Annotated in this window: 16 protein-coding genes; 3 read left to right on the top strand and 13 right to left on the bottom strand. The window is 70.7% G+C overall.

Features of this window, described 5'->3' with window-relative positions; genetic code table 11:
- The first annotated feature begins 71 nt into the window (after positions 1-71).
- Genes VB080_RS06985 through VB080_RS06975 form a run of 3 tightly spaced genes read left to right on the top strand, consistent with a single transcriptional unit; the run spans position 72 to position 2,619 of the window.
- Positions 72-833, top strand: a complete 762-nt coding sequence (locus tag VB080_RS06985; RefSeq protein ID WP_323417716.1) for an IclR family transcriptional regulator — start codon at positions 72-74, stop codon at positions 831-833.
- Positions 834-883: 50 nt separating this feature from the next.
- Entirely contained in the window at positions 884-1,519 is a 636-nt protein-coding gene (gene eda, locus VB080_RS06980; protein ID WP_323417715.1) for a bifunctional 4-hydroxy-2-oxoglutarate aldolase/2-dehydro-3-deoxy-phosphogluconate aldolase, read from the top strand.
- The gene (locus VB080_RS06975; protein WP_323417714.1) at positions 1,516-2,619 is read left to right on the top strand and encodes a sugar kinase; all 1,104 of its coding nucleotides are present in this window, start codon (positions 1,516-1,518) and stop codon (positions 2,617-2,619) included. Before eda ends, VB080_RS06975 begins: the two co-directional genes overlap by 4 nt.
- 24 nt (positions 2,620-2,643) lie before the next feature.
- Here the strand turns inward: VB080_RS06975 and VB080_RS06970 are convergent, their stop codons facing one another.
- From VB080_RS06970 to VB080_RS06910, 13 genes are all read right to left on the bottom strand, one after another.
- Positions 2,644-3,792, bottom strand: a complete 1,149-nt coding sequence (locus VB080_RS06970; protein WP_323417713.1) for an endonuclease/exonuclease/phosphatase family protein — start codon at positions 3,790-3,792, stop codon at positions 2,644-2,646.
- A 22-nt stretch (positions 3,793-3,814) separates the two neighbouring features.
- A complete protein-coding gene (locus VB080_RS06965) occupies positions 3,815-5,266 on the bottom strand; it encodes a DEAD/DEAH box helicase (protein WP_323417712.1) in 1,452 nt (483 codons plus the stop codon).
- A 117-nt stretch (positions 5,267-5,383) separates the two neighbouring features.
- Positions 5,384-5,608 carry a DUF3107 domain-containing protein gene (locus VB080_RS06960; protein WP_323417711.1) on the bottom strand — a complete coding sequence of 75 codons (225 nt, stop codon included), beginning with the start codon at positions 5,606-5,608 and terminating at the stop codon, positions 5,384-5,386.
- 158 nt (positions 5,609-5,766) lie between these two features.
- Positions 5,767-7,218 carry a DUF2252 domain-containing protein gene (locus VB080_RS06955; RefSeq protein ID WP_323417710.1) on the bottom strand — a complete coding sequence of 484 codons (1,452 nt, stop codon included), beginning with the start codon at positions 7,216-7,218 and terminating at the stop codon, positions 5,767-5,769.
- 40 nt (positions 7,219-7,258) lie between these two features.
- Positions 7,259-8,104: an FHA domain-containing protein gene (locus VB080_RS06950; protein ID WP_323417709.1), complete on the bottom strand. Its 846-nt coding sequence runs from the start codon at positions 8,102-8,104 to the stop codon at positions 7,259-7,261.
- 1 nt (position 8,105) lies between these two features.
- Positions 8,106-9,386 (bottom strand): VWA domain-containing protein, encoded by a 1,281-nt coding sequence (locus VB080_RS06945; RefSeq protein ID WP_323417708.1) that lies wholly within the window; start codon positions 9,384-9,386, stop codon positions 8,106-8,108.
- A complete protein-coding gene (locus tag VB080_RS06940; RefSeq protein WP_323417707.1) occupies positions 9,379-10,527 on the bottom strand; it encodes a PP2C family serine/threonine-protein phosphatase in 1,149 nt (382 codons plus the stop codon). Before VB080_RS06940 ends, VB080_RS06945 begins: the two co-directional genes overlap by 8 nt.
- A complete protein-coding gene (locus VB080_RS06935; RefSeq protein ID WP_323417706.1) occupies positions 10,524-12,752 on the bottom strand; it encodes a serine/threonine-protein kinase in 2,229 nt (742 codons plus the stop codon). The genes VB080_RS06940 and VB080_RS06935 overlap by 4 nt, the downstream gene beginning before the upstream one ends.
- Positions 12,749-13,888 (bottom strand): hypothetical protein, encoded by a 1,140-nt coding sequence (locus tag VB080_RS06930; protein WP_323417705.1) that lies wholly within the window; start codon positions 13,886-13,888, stop codon positions 12,749-12,751. The genes VB080_RS06935 and VB080_RS06930 overlap by 4 nt, the downstream gene beginning before the upstream one ends.
- Positions 13,885-15,195 (bottom strand): hypothetical protein, encoded by a 1,311-nt coding sequence (locus tag VB080_RS06925; RefSeq protein ID WP_323417704.1) that lies wholly within the window; start codon positions 15,193-15,195, stop codon positions 13,885-13,887. Before VB080_RS06925 ends, VB080_RS06930 begins: the two co-directional genes overlap by 4 nt.
- Positions 15,192-16,757: an AAA family ATPase gene (locus VB080_RS06920; protein WP_323417703.1), complete on the bottom strand. Its 1,566-nt coding sequence runs from the start codon at positions 16,755-16,757 to the stop codon at positions 15,192-15,194. The genes VB080_RS06925 and VB080_RS06920 overlap by 4 nt, the downstream gene beginning before the upstream one ends.
- Positions 16,754-17,308 carry a hypothetical protein gene (locus VB080_RS06915; RefSeq protein WP_323417702.1) on the bottom strand — a complete coding sequence of 185 codons (555 nt, stop codon included), beginning with the start codon at positions 17,306-17,308 and terminating at the stop codon, positions 16,754-16,756. The genes VB080_RS06920 and VB080_RS06915 overlap by 4 nt, the downstream gene beginning before the upstream one ends.
- A 12-nt stretch (positions 17,309-17,320) precedes the next feature.
- Positions 17,321-18,553 carry a toxic anion resistance protein gene (locus VB080_RS06910; RefSeq protein WP_323417701.1) on the bottom strand — a complete coding sequence of 411 codons (1,233 nt, stop codon included), beginning with the start codon at positions 18,551-18,553 and terminating at the stop codon, positions 17,321-17,323.
- Between the last annotated feature and the right edge of the window lie 12 nt (positions 18,554-18,565).

Here is an 18,565-nt window from a genome sequence, read left to right as displayed (position 1 = left end):
GCATGCAGGCGGGGCGCAGCGACGCAGAAACCGGATCCAGGGGTACGGCGCACCCCGACGGGGGTTCACCCGTGGAGGCCGTGGACCGCGCGCTGCTGGTGCTGCAGGCCCTGGCCGACGCCAGCGTCGACGGTGTCACCCTCGCTGACCTCGCTGCCCGGCTGGGGCTGCACAAGACGACCCTGCACCGAACCCTGGCAGCCCTGCGGTACCGCGGTTTCGTCAGCCAGGATCCGGTGAGCTCGCGGTATCTGCTGGGGGTCGCGGCAACCCTTCTGGGAGCGACCTATTTCGGGGAGGAGAACCTGCCCCGGCTGCTTCGTCCGGCGCTGACCGCGGTATGTGCGCGTGCCGGTGAGCTGGTGCATCTCGGCGTCCTGGCCGGTACTGAGGTGGTCTACCTGGACAAGGTCGAGCCCGAGCGTGCCGTCCGGGTGTGGTCGGCAGTGGGGCGCCGCATGCCCGCGGGGACGACCGCCCTGGGCCGGGCGATCCTCGCCTTCAGCGACGTGGACGCGTCGCTGTTGCCGCGCTACCTCGGACGTCCTGAGGGCGCTGGCGACCCGGCCGTCCTGCAGCAGGCGGTGGCGACGGCCCGCTCCCGGGGTTACGCCACCGAGAGCGAGGAGAACGAGCCCGGTATCGCCTGCGTGGCGGTACCGCTGCTGCGCGGCGACGACCCGATCGCCGCAGTGAGCGTGACCGTCCCGGTGGAACGGATGGGCCGGACCCGGGCGGCGGAACTCGCCTGGCTGCTGTTCGAGGTGGCCGGCGCACGGCTTCCGGACGGCCTCCGATTTCCGTCCGCCTTGCCATTTGACCAGCCTCGGTGAATGATTGTTTCGCAAAGCGGTATCACCGTTCCTCCTAGCGAAACAGATCGATGGACGTTCTCAGTTCTCTCTCCCGATTCCGCATCATTCCGGTCGTGGTCCTGGACGCCGCCGCCGACGCCTGGCCGCTGGGCGAGGCCCTCGTGGCGGGTGGCCTGCCGGTGGCGGAGGTGACCTTCCGCACCACCGCCGCTGCCGAGGCGATCAGGATCCTGGCCGCCCGCGGCGACCTCCTGGTCGGCGCCGGGACGGTACTCACGCCGTCCCAGGTGGACCAGGCGGTGGACGCGGGCGCCCGCTACATCGTGTCGCCCGGCCTCAGCCGGGCGGTGGTCGAACGCGCCCGGGAGCGGGGCGTGGAGGTGCTGCCCGGAGCGGTCACCGCCACCGAGATCCAGGCCGCGCTGGAGCTGGGCATCGACACGGTGAAGTTCTTCCCGGCTGGCACCTCGGGTGGTCCGGCGGCGATCAGGGCCCTGGCTGCCCCGTTCGGAGGGGTGCGGTTCGTCCCGACCGGTGGAGTGTCGCTGGCCAACCTGCACGACTACCTGTCGCTCCCGGCCGTCGCGGCGGTGGGCGGTTCCTGGATGGTGCCGCCGGCGGCGATCCGCGCCGGCGACTTCGCCACCGTCGGTGACCTCACTGCGGCTGCCGTGCTCGCTGCGGCCAGTCAGGAGGAAGTGTGAGCGCGATCGCGGTGCGTCCGGCTGCCGAGTGCCGCTACGACGCGGTCTCGCTGGGCGAAGTGATGCTCCGGCTCGACCCGGGTGAGGAACGGATCCACACCACCCGCAGTTTCCGGGTGTGGGAGGGCGGCGGGGAGTACAACGTCAGCCGTGGCCTGCGCCGCGCCTTCGGCCTGCGCACCGCCGTGGTGACCGCCCTGGTCGACAACCCGGTGGGCCGGCTGGTGGAGGACTGCATCCTGGCCGGCGGGGTGGACACCTCGCTGATCGAATGGATGGCCTCCGACGGTGTGGGGCGCACCGTCCGCAACGGGCTGAACTTCACCGAGCGCGGCTTCGGGGTGCGGGGGGCGGTGGGGGTGTCCGACCGGGGCCTGACCGCGATCTCGCAGTTGCGTCCCGAGGACGTCGACTTCGACCACCTGTTCGGCACCCTCGGTGTCCGCTGGCTGCACACCGGTGGCATCTACGCGGCGCTGTCACAGACCTCCGCCCAGACCGCGCTGGCGGCGGTGAAGGCAGCCAAGAAGTACGGCACGATCGTCTCCTACGACCTGAACTACCGGCCCAGCCTGTGGAAGTCGATCGGCGGCCAGGCGAAGGCCCGCGAGGTCAACCGCGAACTCGCCCGGTACGTGGACGTGATGATCGGCAACGAGGAGGACTTCACCGCTGCGCTCGGCTTCGAGGTGGCAGGGATGGACGAGAGCCTGTCCCGGCTGGAGGTCGACGCCTTCGCGGCGATGATCGACGAGGTCTCCCGGGCCTACCCCAACTTTGCGGTGATCGCCACCACGCTGCGCACTGTCCACAGTGCCTCGGACAACGACTGGGGTGCGATCGCCTGGTCACAGCCGACCGGGGTGGTCCAGGCCACGCTTCGTCCGCACCTGGAGGTGCTCGACCGGGTGGGAGGCGGTGACTCGTTCGCCTCCGGGCTGATCTACGGCCTGGTCCAGGGTGAGGAGTTGCGGACCGCGGTCGAGTACGGCGCCGCCCACGGCGCGCTGGCCATGACCACGCCGGGGGACACCAGCACGGCGACGAAGGCCGAGGTGCTCAAGTTGGCCGGCGGCGGCTCGGCCCGCGTGGACCGCTGACGGGCCAGCGCCGGACCGGCGGTCTCAGTGCGCGGCCGGCGGTAGCGCGAGATCGGCCACCACCGGCCAGTGGTCGGAGGGGATGGTGCCCTTCGCGAACGGGAGCTTTCTGCCGTCCACCGTCCGGTACTCGATCTCGGGCAGGAAGATCTGCCAGGTCAGCGGCGTGATGCCGCCGTGTGTCCAGATGTAGTCAAGCCGCGGTCCGGTCCGGATCGCGTTCGGCCGGAAGACCCCGTCGACCTTCTGGCCCCAGCCGTTGTAGGAGGCGACGTCCGGCATTTTTTGCAGGGTGATCGGAGCCTGACTCGCGTCCAGCCAGCCGGCTTCGGGAAAGGCCGTCAGGTGTGCGTTGAAAGGGTACTCATCGCGGTCGTCGACGGCGTTGAAGTCACCCAGCGTGATCGCGGGGATCCGGTTGTCGTCGGTCAGGTCGGCCAGGGCCGGCAGCAGCCGCTGCCAGGCCAGCGCCCGGCCGATCGCCCAGTAGCGCCGCGAGCCGTCGTTCGCCCACAGGTTGGCGACCAGCAGGCGTTGGCCGGTCTGGGTGACCTTGAGCATCGCCCAGGTGGCAAACCGGTTGGAATCGCTGCCCTTGTCGGTCGTGTACTGGATCTGGATGCGCCCAGAATCCAGCAGGGTGAACTTCCCGGTCTTGAACGCAATCGGTAGGAAGTTGTTCCGCTCCGGGGTGGCGGTGAAGGTGTAGGCCGGCAGGCCGCCGGCCAGCACCGTGATCATCTTCCCGGGGATGCGCTGGCCCTTGATGCCCTTCATCTGGGGCTTCACTTCCTGGAAGCCGATGATGTCGGGGTCGGCCTGCCGGACGTACTTCACCGCTGCCGGACCTCGTGAGGTGGTCCACTGGAACTCCCGGGCGTCGGGATGATGCGCGCTTCGGGCGCTGATGTCGGCGTGGCGCACGTTGAAGCTCATCACCCGGAGCTCCACCGGAGCTGGTTCGGGAGTCGGTGTCGCGGTGCCGAGCGGAAGCGGGGTGGCCGCGACCCTCGGCGTTGCGGGGAACGACACCGGGTCGACCGGACGCGGTACCGGTCCGACCCCGCCGGTGCTGCCGCAGCCAGTGAGCAGCAGTCCGGCCAGTCCCGCCAGCAGCGTCCGCCGGACCCGGTGCCGGCTCCTGCGGTTCGCCGTGGGCGAGTTGCGGGGCACGTCCGCCATCCCCGGTTGCGGGCTACTCGGTGGCCGGCTCGCTGGGGCGCTCCACCGGTCGGCCGTTGCGGGTGCGGCGGCGATTCCGGTTCTGGCGCGGACGGGAGTCCCGCTTCTCGCCGTCACCCCGCTTCTCGCCGTCACGCGGCTTGTCGTCGGAGCGGCGGCCCCGGTCCCGGCGTTCCCGCGGCTCTCGAGGCGGCTGGGGCGCGGCCTCCTTGAGACGTCCCCTGGTGCCCGCAGGAATGTTCAGGTCGGTGAGCAGGTGCGGCGAGGTCGAGTAGGTCTCGGGGATCTCGGTGAACGGCAGGTCGAGGGCCTTGTTGATCACCTTCCAGCGGGTGATGTCCGCCCAGTCGACCAGGGTGATCGCCACGCCCTTGGCGCCGGCGCGACCCGTCCGTCCGATCCGGTGGACGTAGGTCTTGTCGTCGTCGGGGCACTCGTAGTTGATCACGTGGGTCACATCGGTGATGTCGATGCCGCGCGCCGCCACATCGGTGGCGACCAGCACGTCGACCTTGCCCTCGCGGAACTTCTTCAGCGCCTTCTCGCGCAGCACCTGGGTGAGGTCGCCGTGCAGTGAGGTGGCGCTGAAGCCGCGATCGACCAGTTCGTCGGCCAGCCGCTGCGCGGCCCGCTTGGTGCGGGTGAAGATCATCGTCCGCCCGCGACCCTCGGCCTGCAGCACCCGGCCGACGATCTCAGGCTTGTCGAGGTCGTGGGCCTGGTAGACGAACTGGGTGGTGTCGGGGACGGTGAGTTGGGCGTCGCGGGTCTCGGCGCGGACGTTCACCGGCTGGTTCAGGTGCATCCGGGCCAGGGCCATCACCGCCGCCGGCATGGTCGCGGAGAACAGCAGGGTCTGGCGGGAGTGCGGGGTCTTCGAGATCAGCCGCTCGACGTCGGGCAGGAAGCCCAGGTCGAGCATCTCGTCGGCCTCGTCCAGCACCAGCACCTTCACGTGCGCGAGGTTGAGGTTGCGGCGCTGCACCAGGTCCAGCAGCCGTCCCGGGGTGCCGACGACCACGTCCACCCCGTCGGCCAGGGCGTCGAGCTGCGGCTCGTAGCCGACTCCGCCGTAGACCGTCAGGACGCGGGCCTTGCGGACGCTGGAGGCGACCTCGAGGTCGCGGGAGACCTGGAGCGCGAGTTCGCGGGTCGGGGTCATCACCAGGGCCTGCGGCAGGTCCTTGAACGGCGCCTGCTCGTAGCCCTCGTCGCCGGCGACGAGGATGCGCTGCAGCAGGGTGATGCCGAAGGCGAGGGTCTTGCCGGTGCCGGTGCGGGCCTGACCGATCATGTCGGTGCCGGCGATCGCGATCGGGATGGCGAGGCTCTGGATGGGGAAGGGGTGGGTGATGCCGACGGCCTCCAAGGCCTGGGTGATCGGCTCGACGACGCCGAGGTCGGCGAAGGTGTGGTTCTCGTCCGCCTTGACTGCGGGCTCGTTCAGATCAGTGTTCAGGGCCATGCCTTTTCGTTGTCCAGCGATCGCGCTGGGGCGAGCAACCCACCGGCAGCGCGAACGCTCGGTCACGGTGAGGACGCACGATTGGGTGCGTACCGACGAAGAGCTTACCCTGTCCGGCTACGATGCCCCGAAACCGACCGGCCGGGTGTGCTCCTGGCCCAGGTCGACGTAGGCGATCTTGCCCACCGGGACCAGGACCTTGCGGCCCTTGGCGTCGGTGAGGGTCAGGATGGTCTCGTCGGACAGGGCCTTGCGGAGTTCGGCCTCCACCTCGGCCGCCGACGCGTCGGACTCGACGGTGATCTCGCGCTGTACGTGCTGAATGCCGACCTTGATCTCCACGGTGTTCTCCTTCGTTGCTGCGACCGGCGGACAACCGTCGTTGCCGGGCTTCCCCCTCGGACGCTCGCTGGCCCGCGCCGCGCGTCACCGTCATGTATACCCATGCGCCAGGTGAGAAGCCGAGGCTGTCCGCCCACAGCGCAAAGCAGTCAGGGCAGCTATCCGCCGGGACGGAAGGCCGAGCCCATCACCGCCAGGGCTCCGTCGGCGACCGGCACCCGTCCGGTGCGGGCGGCCTTCACCAGAGCGGCGTGGTCGGCCTCGGTCTGGTCGGCGTACAGCCGGGCGAACCGGGAGAAGGCCCTGGCGGCCTTGCCGCCGCCGCCCAGGTAGCCGGCGATCATGGACGCACCGGAGGTCCGGGCGTGCCCCTTGGCCAGCAGGTGGCCGACGATGCCGGCGTAGTCGGCCAGGGCGGTGGCGGTCAGCCCGTCCAGCGGGATGGTGCCCTTCATATTGCGGAATTGCCGGACGTAGTACTGGCGTTTGTCCACCTCGGTCCAGCCCAGCAGCGGGTCAGAGACGGTCTGCAGCGCCTGCTGGTACTCGACCACCCGCTGACCCTGGTGGGTGTGCCAGGCGTTGTCGCCGTGGACGTAGGGGGCCAGCACCGAGCGGCGGGCCTGCTTGAGCTGCAGGAACAGCACGTCGTCGGGCGAACTGCCTTCCAGCAGCGCCACGTAGGCGCGCAGCCCCACCGAGCCGACCCCGACCACCTTGTGGGCGATGTCGACCAGGGTGTAACCGCCCACCACCCGGCGCCAGTGCGGCACGAGGGTGCCGAGGTAGGCGTCGAGCCCCTCGGCCAACTGCTCGTACTCCGTGCCACGAACGGACCGGGTGAGCGGCAACTCCTCGACGATGTGTCGTTCGCCACCGGTCTCGGTGGTGAAGCGCGGCAGTGCCCGGTCCGAGGTGCGCTTGCGGGCGGTCTTCGCCGCCCGCTTGATCTCGTCGCGCAGCTCCTTCTCGGTGGCGGTCTCGTGCAGTCGCTCGACGTCGAGCTGGTTGTAGGAGCGGGCCAGCAGCGGCATTGTGGCCAGCTGTGCCACCTCGTCACGGTAAGCCAGCACGCAGGCGTGGACGGCCTCGGCGATCGCGTCCTCGGCGTAGCCGTTCTCGCGTCCGGCCACCCAGACCGCGGCGACCAGCCGGCGCAGGTCCCACTCCCAGGCTCCGGGATGGGCTTCGTCGAAGTCGTTGAGGTCGATCACCTGGTCGCCCTCGGGCGAGCGATAGAAGCCGAAGTTGCCCAGGTGGGCGTCACCGCAGATGACCGGCATGATGCCGGTGATCGGCAGCGCGGCGACGTCCGCCGCCATCACCACCGCGCTACCGCGGTAGAAGCCGTACGGCGAGGAGACCATCCGTCCGACCCGGATCGGGATCAGCTCCTCGACCCGACCGCGGTGGGACTCGTTGATCAGATCGATCGGGTCCGGCCGGGCCTGGGTGGCGTTCCAGACGCCGAGCGCGGCAATCGGGACCTTCTCGCGCAACGCCCGGCCCAGGGCGAACCGCTGATCGCGGGTGGTGCCGCGCTGCCGCACCGAGGCGAAGGCACCGCTGTCGGCGCTGGTGAGGACGGTGTGGCTGGTGGGTTGCGACATGGCAGCTCCTCTCGGCGCAGGAGCCTAGCGCCCCGGGCGGCTATCCGGCGTAGGCCTCCCGCTCGTCGGTGGTGGCGCGACGGACGACGATCCGGGTCCAGGCGCCGACGTAGATCCGGGCGTCCGGGCCGAGTTCGGTGCGACCGCGGGGGATCGGCATCGCCGGCAGCGGGCCGGACGCCGAGCCGACGAAGGTGCCGTTGGCGGATTCCAGGTCCTCGATCCACCAGCGCGAGCCGTCGGTGCTGAGCCGGGCGTGGCGCCGGCTGGTGCCGGTATCGAGTTCGCAGTCGATCTCGGGATAGATGTTACGGCTGCGCGAAACCCGTCCGATCAGGTTGGTCTGCTTCACCAGCGGCACGATGTCGGGCAGGCCGGGGGAGGGCAGCGGGTCGGTGGAGCCCTGGCTGGCGTACCAGTCCGGGTCGATCCACAACTCGGCCACCCAGTCCACCACCGGGTTGGCCGGTGTCGGCTGGGAGGGTGGCGTCGCGGGCTGGGCCGGCGGTGGCACCGGGGTCGATCCGAGCGGTGCGGCCGGAATGCCGGTCGCGGCGGGATCGGCCGGCGGGATGCCGGCCTCGACAGGCTCGCTCGGCGAAGCGGTGGGCTCGGCGTCCCAGATGCCGTCCGCGGCGGCCTCGACCGGCGAGGCGGCGGGGGAGCCGCCGAGGAAGTCGTTGCCGCAGGCCTCGCAGAACAGGGCGTCGGGGACGTTGGGGGTGCCGCAGTTCGGGCAGACCAGCGGTGCCGGCGGCTGCAGCGGTTCGGGTGCCGCCGGCGAGCCGGTGGGCTCGGTGGTCGGTGCGTCGTTCGGAATGGGCAGGCCGCAGGTATCGCAGAAGTCCGTCGCGACACTGGTATGGCCAGCAGGACAGCGTGGCATCTCAGCCCCTGATTCGTGTCGTCTTGGTCGAGGCGGTGTCCAGGGCCATCACGTCGGCCTTGTCCACCGTCTTCTTGAGTCGAACGGTACCCGTGCGCGCGTCGGCGATGTCGACGACCTTCCGCAATTTGGCGGTTGCCTCGGCATTTCCGGTCTCGGTGGCGAGCTGGACGGCACGGCCGAGCTTGGTGGTCGCACCGGCCTCGTCCCCGGCCGCCTGGGCGGCCAGCCCCTCCTGGATCACCTGGGCAAGTTCGGTCTGGCCGGTGTAGTGGGCCACCTCGGGGTTGATCTGCGCGGTGAGGTTGGTGTCAGCCGACCACTTGGCCTTCACCAGACCCTGGGTCAGCAGCTCGTTGCCGACCGCGAGCTGCACCCTGGCCGCCAGTTGCTCCTGGCCGATCGACTTGGCGGCCAGCCGGATCGCGACGTGGTAGTCGCGCTCCTCGTCCCCCCACGACCCGGTCGGATAGCTCATGGTGAGCTGGTTGACCGGCGTGCCGCGGTGGGTGAGGTCCTCCACGGTGGGCGAGACCTGCCGGACGAACTGCACCTGCGCGCCCTGCGGGATCCACACCCGCAGATCGGCACTGGAAACCCCTCGCGACATCGAGGTGCGCATCAGGTCGGCGAACACCTGGCCCAGCTGCTGCGGGTTCGGGATGATGTCGACGGTGCCGAGCATCCCCTGGGCGATCTTGCGGATCTCGGCCACCTTCCAGTCCACGCCGACGCCGCGGGCATCCACCTGGAACTGCCCGACGCAGGCGGCGATCGCGGCATCCAGCTGGGCCTGGGTCTCATTGTGGTTCTCACCGTCAGTGAGCAGGATGGCGTGCTTGTTCGCCAACGGGCCGACCGAGGCGAACAGCGCCTTGGCCAGGTTCAGCCAGGTGCCCATCGCGGTGCCGCCGTCGGCGCGGAAGAAGCTGATCGCACGGCGTGCCTCGGCGCGGGTGCGGGCGTCCATCCGGACCATGCCGGCCCCGGTCTGCACCATCGGATAGGCCAGATAGGCCTTGTGGTTGCCGGCGACCACGGCGAAGTAGGTGCCGTCGAGGATGTGGTCGAGGGCCGCCATCGCGGCTTGCTTGGCGGCGTTCATGTTCGACTGCCCCATCGAGCCGGAGGTGTCGACGATGATGATCTCGCCGGCGTCCCCGCTGCCGGTCTGGCCGGCCGAGCCGGCGCCGGTGCAGGAGATCGTGATGATCGCGTTGACGTCCGTCCCGCCGTCGGGCAGGTACTCGTTCTGGTAGACGGCGGACGTGAACTCAGCCATCGTGTCGTTCTCCTTCTGTTCCTTCGCGCTGTTCACCGGCGAGGCTACCCGAGTCCGGTACCGCTCCGGTCAGCCGGGCGAGCGCGACCGTCACGTTGTCGTGGCCGCCCTGGGCGTTGGCCCACACCACCAGCCGGCGGGCCAGCGGCAGCGGAGAATCGTCCTCGGCTGCTGCGGCAGCGAGTTGGGCAGCCAGCGCGGACGGCTCCGAGGCGTAGTTCCACAGGCCGTCGGTGCAGACCAGCAGCCAGCCCGGACCGGACGGACGGAACACCCCGGTCCGGGGCACCACCGACTCGGCATCGCGTCCCAGCCAGCGGGTGATCGCATGCGCGGACGGCATCGCCTCGGCCTCCCCGCGGGACATGCCCTGGTCGATGAAGGCCTGGGCCACCGAGTCATCGGTGCTGAGCAGGAGTTGCTCCTCGGCGGCCAGCCAGTACACCCGGGAGTCGCCGAGGTTGGCGTAGTGGACCGCACCGTCGGCGACCACCGCCGCGGCGAAGGTGGCCGAACCGGCGTTCTCGGAGTCGGCGGAGGTCGCCTCCGCGATGGCCGTGTTCGCCTCGGCGGCGGCCCGCACCAGGGCAGCTTCGAGGGAGGCGGCGGCTTCGGTCTCGACAGCGTCGACCAGTACCTCGCAGGCACGCTCGGCGCCGGCCAGCGAGGCGACATCGGCCTGGTCGGAGGTGGAGACGCCGTCGCAGACCACCAGCACGGCCCGTGGCAGGTCGGCGTCGGCCCACAACGCCATGGCGTCCTCGTTGCGATGGTGGACCAGGCCGCGGTCGCAGGCTCCGGCCACCCAGCCGGCGGGGGAGGCCTCCAGGTGGTCGCCGGGGCTGGGCGCCTTGGCGCCGCAGGTGAGGCAGTAGCCGTCCGGTCCGATGCTGCCACCGCACTGCGGACAGGCCGGTGCTGCCGCGGCGACTCCGAGGCGGCGGGTCTGGGTGGAGCCGCCGGTCGACGGCTCGGTCAGCGGCGGTGGTTCGGTGGGAAGCAGTGGGGCGCCGCAACCCTCGCAGAAGCTGGCCCAGGCGGTCACCGGGTAGGTGCAGACCGGGCACCGTCCACCGGTCGCCGGGCTGGGGGCCGGGCCGCCGCTGTCGAAGAGTGGCCAGGGCTGGTCGGATTCGCTCACAGCAGGCTCCACGGTCGGATCGAGTTGGCCAGGTCGATGAAGCTGGCGCGGGTGTCGGCGTCCTCGGCCAGCCTGGCCCGCTTGCGGTAGGTCTGTTCCAGCAGGTCCCGCAGCTGCGCGGTGCTGAGGTCTCGTCCGCCCAGGCGCAGCGAGCCGCCCTTGGCCAGGGCGAGTGCGCGTTGGTAGAGCTGCTGCTCCTGCTCGGCCGCGGCCTGTGGGTCGAGCCGGGCGTTGCCGAGGGCGGTGAGAGCCTGGCTGATCGTGTCCGGGTCGCCTGCCCGGGACGCCAGGGTGGTGGCCCGTAGCCGCTGCGACTCGGGATATCCACGTGAGGTGCTGGGGACCAGTTCCAGGGCGGCCATGGCGCCGTCGATGTCGCCCTGCGCTGACCGTACCCGGGCCAGGCCGAAGGCGGCCGGGGTGACATAGTTCGCGTCGGTCGAACCGCAGACCCGGTAGAGGGTTTCCGCCAGTTCCGGTTCGTTGCCGAGTTCGCAGGCGACCGCCAGCGCCAGCTTGGGCGCGAGCTCGCCGGGCACCTGGCCGTAGACCGCGTTGAAGGAGGACTGCGCGGTGGTGTGGTCCTTCTGCGCCAGGGCACCCAGCCCGGCCAGCCAGACCGCCCGCCACTCCCACGGATCGGCGGTGAGCATGGCTTGGACGATGGCGTCCAGGCCGGCGACGTTCTCCGCCTCGAGGGCCTCGTAGGCGCGCTCGAACTGACGCTCCTCGGGGTCGTTGGGCTCCACCCGCAGCCGCGGCAGCTGCCGCCAGCTGAACCGGTCGCCGGCGACCGTCGGAACCCCGAAGAGCGTCGAGGCGGCAGCGGTGTTCGCCACCCCGGCGGCCTTGGTGGAGACCACCTCGCGGAGCACGCCCAGCAGCTGGACGCGGAGTTCCTCGGCGGTGGTGAACCGGTCATTGGGGTCGGGGGCGCAGGCCTTCAGCAGCAGCCGGTAGACCGAGTCGTGCTGGGCGATCAGCGGGAGCTCGTCGATCGGCGGGATCTTGAACTCATAGCTGGTCTGGTAGCCGGGAACGTCGGCGCAGAGCACCATCAGGGTGCGCCCGATGGTGAAGATGTCGGAGGCGATCGACGGCCCGGCGGTGGCCACCTCGGGGGCCTGGAAGCCGACCGTGCCGTAGATCGCCGACTCCTCGTCGCCGATATGCCGGACCCCGCCCAGATCGATCAGCTTCAGCGAGTCCCCGACCTGGATGACGTTGTCGGGCTTGAAGTCGCAGTAGAGCAGGCCGAGGTCGTGCAGATAGCTGAACGCCGGCAGGATCTCGATCAGGAAGGCCAGCGCCTGGTCCACCGGCAGCGGATCGGGCTCGTCGTGGTTGGCGGTGCGGCGCTGCTTGAGCAGCTGTTTGAGCGAGCGCCCACCGACGTACTCCATCACGATGTAGCCGGCGTCGTCATGGGTGACGAAGTTGTAGATCTCGACGATCAGCGGGTGCTCGACCCGGGCCAGGAACTGCTGCTCGCTGATGGTGGCGGCCAGGGCGTCGGAGTCACCGGCGTTGAGCAGCCCCTTGAGCACCACCCAACGGCCCGAGACGTTGAGGTCGCGGGCGAGATAGATCCAGCCCATGCCGCCGTGGGCGAGCGCACCCTCGACCTGGTACTGGCCGGCCACCACTTCGCCGGGGGCGAGCTTGGCGGTGAACGAGTAGGCGGCCCCGCAGTTGGGGCAGAAACCCTCGCTGCGTCCGGACCCGACGGTGCTGGACTGGCCGACCTTCGCACCGCAGCGGGGACAGACCCGCTGCTCCTCGGGCACCACCGGGTCGACCAGGATGGCCTTGGACGGGTCGATGGCCGGGGCCGGGGGGACGTAGGTGAGGCCGGCGCCGATCCGTCCCGACTTCGTCCGGGTGGTGCGACGCCGGCGCACGGCTGCGGTCCCGAAGGAGCTGGCCCGGGCCGATCCGAGCGCGGTGGAACCCAGCTGGCTGGACGCCCGGGTGAGCGAACTGCCGGTGGGGACGCTGGGCGCGTCCCCCGGGTCCTGGGGCGGGAGCCCGCAGACGTCACAGTAGCCGTCGACGATCCGGCCGTTGCAGCCCGGACGGCGGCACGGACCGCTCGCGCTGGTGGAGGGACGTGACCCCGGCACCCCGCGACCGACCGGCATCGTGCCCGGTGCGGGCGGGAGTCCGCAGACGTCGCAGTAGCCGTCAACGATGGTGCCGGTGCAGCCCGGTTGCTGACACTTCATGGACGCGCTCCGGAGGGGGTCTTGAGGTAGCCAAGCCGTTCGGAGTAGGCGGCCAGCAGGTGGTTCACGACCGGGATCACGGTGGGTGCCGGGTCGTCGAACTGGCTCTGGGCGAGAGCGGCGATGGCGGCCAGCGTGGCGTCGTCGGCGTGGCCCAGACTGCGGGCCTTGGCGGCCAGGGCCTCCAGCAGGTCCTCGGCCTGCTCGGCCTGGTTGAGCGCGGCGGCGAAGTCGCGGTGGGCGACATCGAGACTGCGGGCGTAGTCGTCCAGCGCGGCGAGGTAGGAGGTCAGGGCGTCCTTCGTGTTCGGCATCGGGCCGAGCGCGGCGAGCGAGGGGATCGGCGTGCCCGGCAGTGGCCACACCTGGGCAGCGGTGGTCTGGGCGAGTTGCTGCACGGCCTGTTCGTTGGCTGCCAGGGTGGTGCTCAGTTCGCGGGCACGAGTGACCAGATCCCTGGCCTCGCGGCGCTGGGCTGCCCCCACGATGAGATCGCGCTCGTAGTGGGCGGCGTCGATCTCCAGTGGGCCGAGCATCCCGCCGATGTCGCCGCCGCGGCGGCGCTTGGCGTCCAGTTCCTCGACCCGGCCGGCGAGCCCGGTGAGCCGGGCGTGGGCCGGGGGTTGCTGTGTCGGGGGCTCGAGGGCGATCTGGTCGCGGATGCGTTCCAGTTGGGCGCGCAGGTCGCGCAGCCGGATCAGCTGTTGCTCGGCGTTGGGATCGGTGTTGAGCCGGGTGCGCAGCTGGGCGACCAGGGCATCGCAGAGTTTGCCCGCCTCCGGCAGCGAGACCGCCATCGAGCGCAGCTGGTCGACCGGGGCGCCGGCGGTGTCCAGGCGGCCGAAGATCAGGCCGGAGAGCCGCTCCAACTCCACCTGGCCGACCCGGCCGGAGTCCCAGGTGCGCAGGATGAGATCCTGCCGGGTCTTGACCGCCTGCCACAGGGCCAGCGCGAGGGTGATCTCGCCGGTCAGCTCGGCCTGCCGTCCGGCACTGACGACCTCGGCGTCCAGGGCGTCGAGCTCGGCGCGGCGCTGGGCGAGCCAGGCGTCCAGCCTGCCCAGCCAGGCGAGCATGTCGGCGGGCCGGGCGGCGACCCCGAGCTGGCCGGGAGGTTCCGGCATGACGGTGGTCATCGGTACTCCTTGAGACGCTGGTGGAGGCCGGCGATGGCGGTCAGCCCGGCCACCAGGGCGGCCAGGGCAGCGATCACACCGAAGCCGGCCACCTCGTTGTCCTGCAGGGCGACTGCCTGGTGGACGTCGGTGAGAGCGCCGGTGAGCTTGCTGTCGGCGGCGTCGATCAGCGCGGCCGCGAGACCTTCCAGAGAGTCCGTGCCCGTGGCGGTGAGCGCCTTCTCTGCGGTTGCCCAGTCCCCGGCGGTGGCAGAGCTGGCGATCTTCGCGGTGCGGGTGTCGAGCGAGGACGCCAGCGTGATCAGGGTTTCGTCCTGTTCCGGGTCGAGCCCGGTGGTGGCCTGGCCGAGAACCTCGGCCAGAGCAGTGGTGTCGGCAGCGGTCCAGGTGCGGGTGGCGACACCGTTCGCGAGCTGGGCGTAGCCGGAGACCGCCGTGTTCCGGTAGCTGGACAGGGCATCCGCCCGCGCCACCGGCTCACCGATCCCGTCGACACCGGCTCCGACCAGGACCGAGCCGGAGTAGACCGCCACCGTGACGGTCGCGATCAGCGAGACCGCCAGGCCGAGGTTCACCACCCGGTGGCTGGAGCGGGCGACAGAGACCGAGACCACGAGGATCGCCGCCGCCGCAAGCCAGCCGAGAACCGGCAGCAGCCACATCCACCAGGGCACGGTGCTGGAGGAGGCCTGACCGTGCCCGGTCTGCACGGCCGCGAGCTGGGGGAGCAGATCCGTGGTCAGTACCTCGTAGGCCTCGCCGAGGCTGGCGCGGGCGGCATCGCTGCCGCGCTGGGAACTGGCTCGCTCCAGGGCGTTGCCGTAGCGCACCAGGGAGGCGCTGATCGCCGACAGCACATCGGCGTTGTCGGTGCCGGCCTCGGTGATCTCCAGCAGGGTCCAGGCGGCCTGCGTCCGGGCATCGACCGAGGTCTCGTAGAGCGCCTTGGCCGTCTCGTCCGAGGACTGGACTGACGAGGCGGCAGCGGCCCCGTGGGCACGCAGCAGGTCGCTCTGGATCGACTCGGCCCGGACGTACTGGGTGGCGTGGACATCGGCCTGCTGCTGCTGATCCCCCAACACCACGGCGGTGACGATGGCGCCGGCCAGCAGCACCCCGGCGACGATGGTCAGGCCGAGGCGGGCCAGCCGCAACCGCCGCGGCGTGGTGGCGCTGCCGCGCCCGGTGATCAGTTCCTGAGCGCGGCTGGCTGTGGTGGTCAGCCGAGGGTTACCGGTCGCGGGCGTGGGAGCAGCCGCCGGCCGCTCGGTGCCGGCGGCCGGGGCCGGGCTGACGGGGTTGCTCATGAAGCGGGCTCCCCGGACGCTGTCGTGGTCGTGGACTCCTCCAGGGCCGGCGCAGCCGCCGGCGACCCCCAGTCGACCGCCGGCTCCGGGTCGCCGGCGAGATCGCCGGGAACCAGGGTGCGCAGTTCGGCCAGACTGGGCTCGGTGATCTCGCGCAGCCGCCAGGCGTGCCGGCCGATCGCGGCTTCGAACAGGTTGCGAGCCCAGCGTCCGTTGCCGAAGGTCTCGTCCCGCGACTCGCGGGACAGCTGCCGGGTGAACTCCGCGGTGCAGCCCTCGGCGAGGTCGTAGTCGGCCTTGGTGGCCAGTTGGGTGAAGATCGCCAGCAGTTCGGCGTCGGTGTAGTCGGCGAACTCGATGGTGGTGCGGAAGCGGCTCGCCAGACCGGGGTTGTTGGCGATGAACCCGGTCATCGGACCGGTGTAGCCGGCGACGATCACCACCAGGTCGTCGCGGTGGTCCTCCATCTCCTTGACCAGGGTGTTGATCGACTCCTCGCCGTACTGGTCGCCGTTGAGCGAGTAGGCCTCGTCGATGAACAGCACCCCGCCGATCGCCTGGCCCACCACCTCGGCAGTCTTGATCGCTGTCTGGCCGAGGTAGCCGGCGACCAGTTCGGACCGGTCGACCTCGACCAGTTGGCCCCTGGAGAGCAGGCCAATCGCCTTGTAGATGCCTGCCACCATCCGGGCGACAGTGGTCTTGCCGGTGCCGGGATTGCCGGTGAAGACCAGGTGGCGGGTGATGGTGGCGGACTTCAGCCCTGCCTTGGCCCGCAGGGCGTCCACCCGCAGGATCGCGGTCTGGCGATGGATCTCGGTCTTCACCCCGCCCAGGCCGACCAGGTCGTCGAGTTCGGCGAGCCATTCCTCCACCGACTTCTCGGGCTCGGCGGGCGACTCGGGGGAGGTCGCCACCGGTGCTTCCTGGGCCGCGACCGGGGCAGGCGCGGAGGTGGTCTGCGGAGAGCCGGATCCCGGCAGACCGGGAATGGCACCCGGGGTGAGCGGATCGGCCGGGTTGAGGTCCAGCCGGCGCTGGTTGGACTCCTGCAACCGCTGGTTCGATTCGTTCAGCCGGGAGAGCACGTCGGCCAGGATGCCCGGTGCGTTCGCCTCGAAGGCCCGGCGCTCGGCGTCGACCAGGGTGGCGGGCGGGGGCGCCGTCCGTCCGCTGCCCCCTGCCTGGGCGGCGGCAGCCAACTGGGCGGCACCCATGCTGGCCGGGCCGGGCTCGCCCAGCAGAGCGGCAGCGGTGCAGACCTCGACCAGCGCCCGGGTGTAGGCCTTGGCCGCCCTGCCGCCGGTGGCCAGGGCCAGGGAGGCGGTGCTGGTGGGGGCGCCGCGGTAGCGCCGGCCGCGGGTCACCGCGTCGTAGAACGGGGCAGCCGCGGGCGGCAGGCCGAACGCGGTGCACCAGTCGAGATAGGCGCCCCGGTTCGACTCCGCAACCGCTGCGCTCAGGACGCGGGCGTCGTCGGCGGCCAGCGCCGGATCGATGCCGGCCTTGGCGGCCGCTGCTTCGAGGGTGGCCACGGCCCTGCGGAGTTGGTCGTTGCTCATGGATGCCCCAGGTCAAGCGGGTTGGCGGACGGTTCGGGTGGCGGCGTCGGTGCGGGCGTCGCCGTGGAACCGTGGCCGAACTTCTCCTGCAGGAACCTGCCGTGGGCGATCAGGGCCTCGGCGTCGGTGCGGTTGGCGGCGTCGTAGATCTTGTCCATGGTGGTGCCGAGCAGGTCGAGCTGGTCGATCAGCAGCATCAGCGAGGTCTTGCCGGCCTCGATCGGACGGGAGTCGGCCCAGTCCCGGGGCAGCCGCAGGTAGGCGCCGATCGCCTCGGGCAGGTAGTCGGTGGCGGTCGCCACCACCGAATAGGAGTCGTAACTGTCGGTGCCCAGCCGGTCCAGCCGGGGCAGGGTACGCCGTACCGCGTCGGTCACCCGCTGCGCCCGGGAGCGCACCACGCCGGGAATCTGCGGGTCGGCGACCAGGGTCTCCACCGAGGCCAGCGACGCGGCGATGTCCTGCGGGGTCGGCGCGGTCGCCAGCGGCGGAGCCGACGCGGCCGGGGACGGTTCCTCGTCCCGGCCGCGCAGCCAATCCCAGAAGCCCATCTGTTCTCTAGATCACTTGTCGATGCTGATGGTGGGCAACTGCTCGGCGCGGCTGTCCTGCGCGGCGACCCGGTCCAGGTACTCCCGGCTCTTGACCACCTCGGCCTCCAGGGTGCCGATCGTGGCGGCCATGGTGTCCAGCGCCCGCAGCTTGAACTGGTCGATCGAATCCATCGTGGCGTAGATGTTGGCGAAGGCTGCCTGCAGCTGTTCGATGCCGATCGTGGAGGAGGCGGCCTGTTCCTGGATCTGCGCCGAGTTCTCCTTCAGCATCTCCGAGGTGCGCTGGATCATGCCCGAGGTGGTGGTGTTCAGCGCGGTGATCTGGTCGAGCACCAGCTTCTGGTTGCCGAGCGCCTGGGCGACGATCACCGCCGTCCGCAAGGCCGACACCGTCGTGGTGGACGCCCGGTCGACGCCCTTGATCAACTCGATGTTGTTCTTGATGATGATGTCGATCGCCAGATAGCTCTGGATCGAGACGGCGAGCTGGGTGAGCAGGTCCTGGTGCTTCTGCCGGACGTAGAACAGCACGTCCTGGTTCAGCGCCTTGGCCTTCTCCGGGTCGGTGATCTCCAGTTCGGCGATCTGAGCGGACAGCTTGGCGTCCAGCCGCTCGGCGATGTAGACGTACTGGTTGAGCCGCCCCATCACCGTCCAGAGGTTCTGCTTCTCCATGTTGAGCGCGACATTGTCCTTGGTCAGCTCGTCCTGGCCGGAGCGCAGCGCGTGCAGGATGCCGTTGAGGTGGTCCTGCGAGCTCTGGTACTTGCGGAAGTAGTCGGTCACCTGGTCGCCGAAGGGCAGCTTCTTCCACCAGCCCTTCTTGCCCTGAGTCTGGGCGGGATCGAGCGCCTCGACCGTCCGGCGGAGCTCGAGCAGGGTCTGACCCACCTTCGAGCCCTCGGCGAGCCCGCCCTGCTGGACGGCGCGGACCGGGGACTGCAGCAGCCGGTTCGAGGTCTCGGCGGCCTTGCGGATGTCGGCATCGCCCATCGAGCGAACGGCGTCGGCCTGGGCCGAGAAGGTGGGGGAGTTCTCCTCTGCGCTGTTCAGCGCGGACAGGAAGTCCTCCACCTTGCCGTCCAGGACCGGAACCTGCTCCTGGGCAACCTGCGGTGCCATCGCCGGTGCCTGGGTGGCGGTGACTGTCGCAGGGGGCTCGGGTGCGGTGAGGGTCAGGCTCGGCGGAGCCAGTGGCGCGGCCTGGGCCGCGCCGGAGGACGGTTGTGCGGGACTGCTCATCAGTGGCCTCTC

Source organism: Propionicimonas sp. (assembly GCF_034927565.1).
Lineage (GTDB): Bacteria > Actinomycetota > Actinomycetes > Propionibacteriales > Propionibacteriaceae > Propionicimonas.
This window is presented reverse-complemented; position numbering and strand designations above follow the sequence as displayed.

Coding starts and splice junctions, on each gene's coding strand:
- eda (WP_323417715.1), top strand. CDS start 884: ATGGACGTTCTCAGTTCTCTCTCCCGATTCCGCATCATTCCGGTCGTG.
- VB080_RS06950 (WP_323417709.1), bottom strand. CDS start 8,104: ATGCCACGCTGTCCTGCTGGCCATACCAGTGTCGCGACGGACTTCTGC.
- VB080_RS06920 (WP_323417703.1), bottom strand. CDS start 16,757: ATGAGCAACGACCAACTCCGCAGGGCCGTGGCCACCCTCGAAGCAGCG.
- VB080_RS06930 (WP_323417705.1), bottom strand. CDS start 13,888: ATGACCACCGTCATGCCGGAACCTCCCGGCCAGCTCGGGGTCGCCGCC.
- VB080_RS06925 (WP_323417704.1), bottom strand. CDS start 15,195: ATGAGCAACCCCGTCAGCCCGGCCCCGGCCGCCGGCACCGAGCGGCCG.
- VB080_RS06945 (WP_323417708.1), bottom strand. CDS start 9,386: ATGGCTGAGTTCACGTCCGCCGTCTACCAGAACGAGTACCTGCCCGAC.
- VB080_RS06935 (WP_323417706.1), bottom strand. CDS start 12,752: ATGAAGTGTCAGCAACCGGGCTGCACCGGCACCATCGTTGACGGCTAC.
- VB080_RS06965 (WP_323417712.1), bottom strand. CDS start 5,266: ATGGCCCTGAACACTGATCTGAACGAGCCCGCAGTCAAGGCGGACGAG.
- VB080_RS06910 (WP_323417701.1), bottom strand. CDS start 18,553: ATGAGCAGTCCCGCACAACCGTCCTCCGGCGCGGCCCAGGCCGCGCCA.
- VB080_RS06915 (WP_323417702.1), bottom strand. CDS start 17,308: ATGGGCTTCTGGGATTGGCTGCGCGGCCGGGACGAGGAACCGTCCCCG.
- VB080_RS06955 (WP_323417710.1), bottom strand. CDS start 7,218: ATGTCGCAACCCACCAGCCACACCGTCCTCACCAGCGCCGACAGCGGT.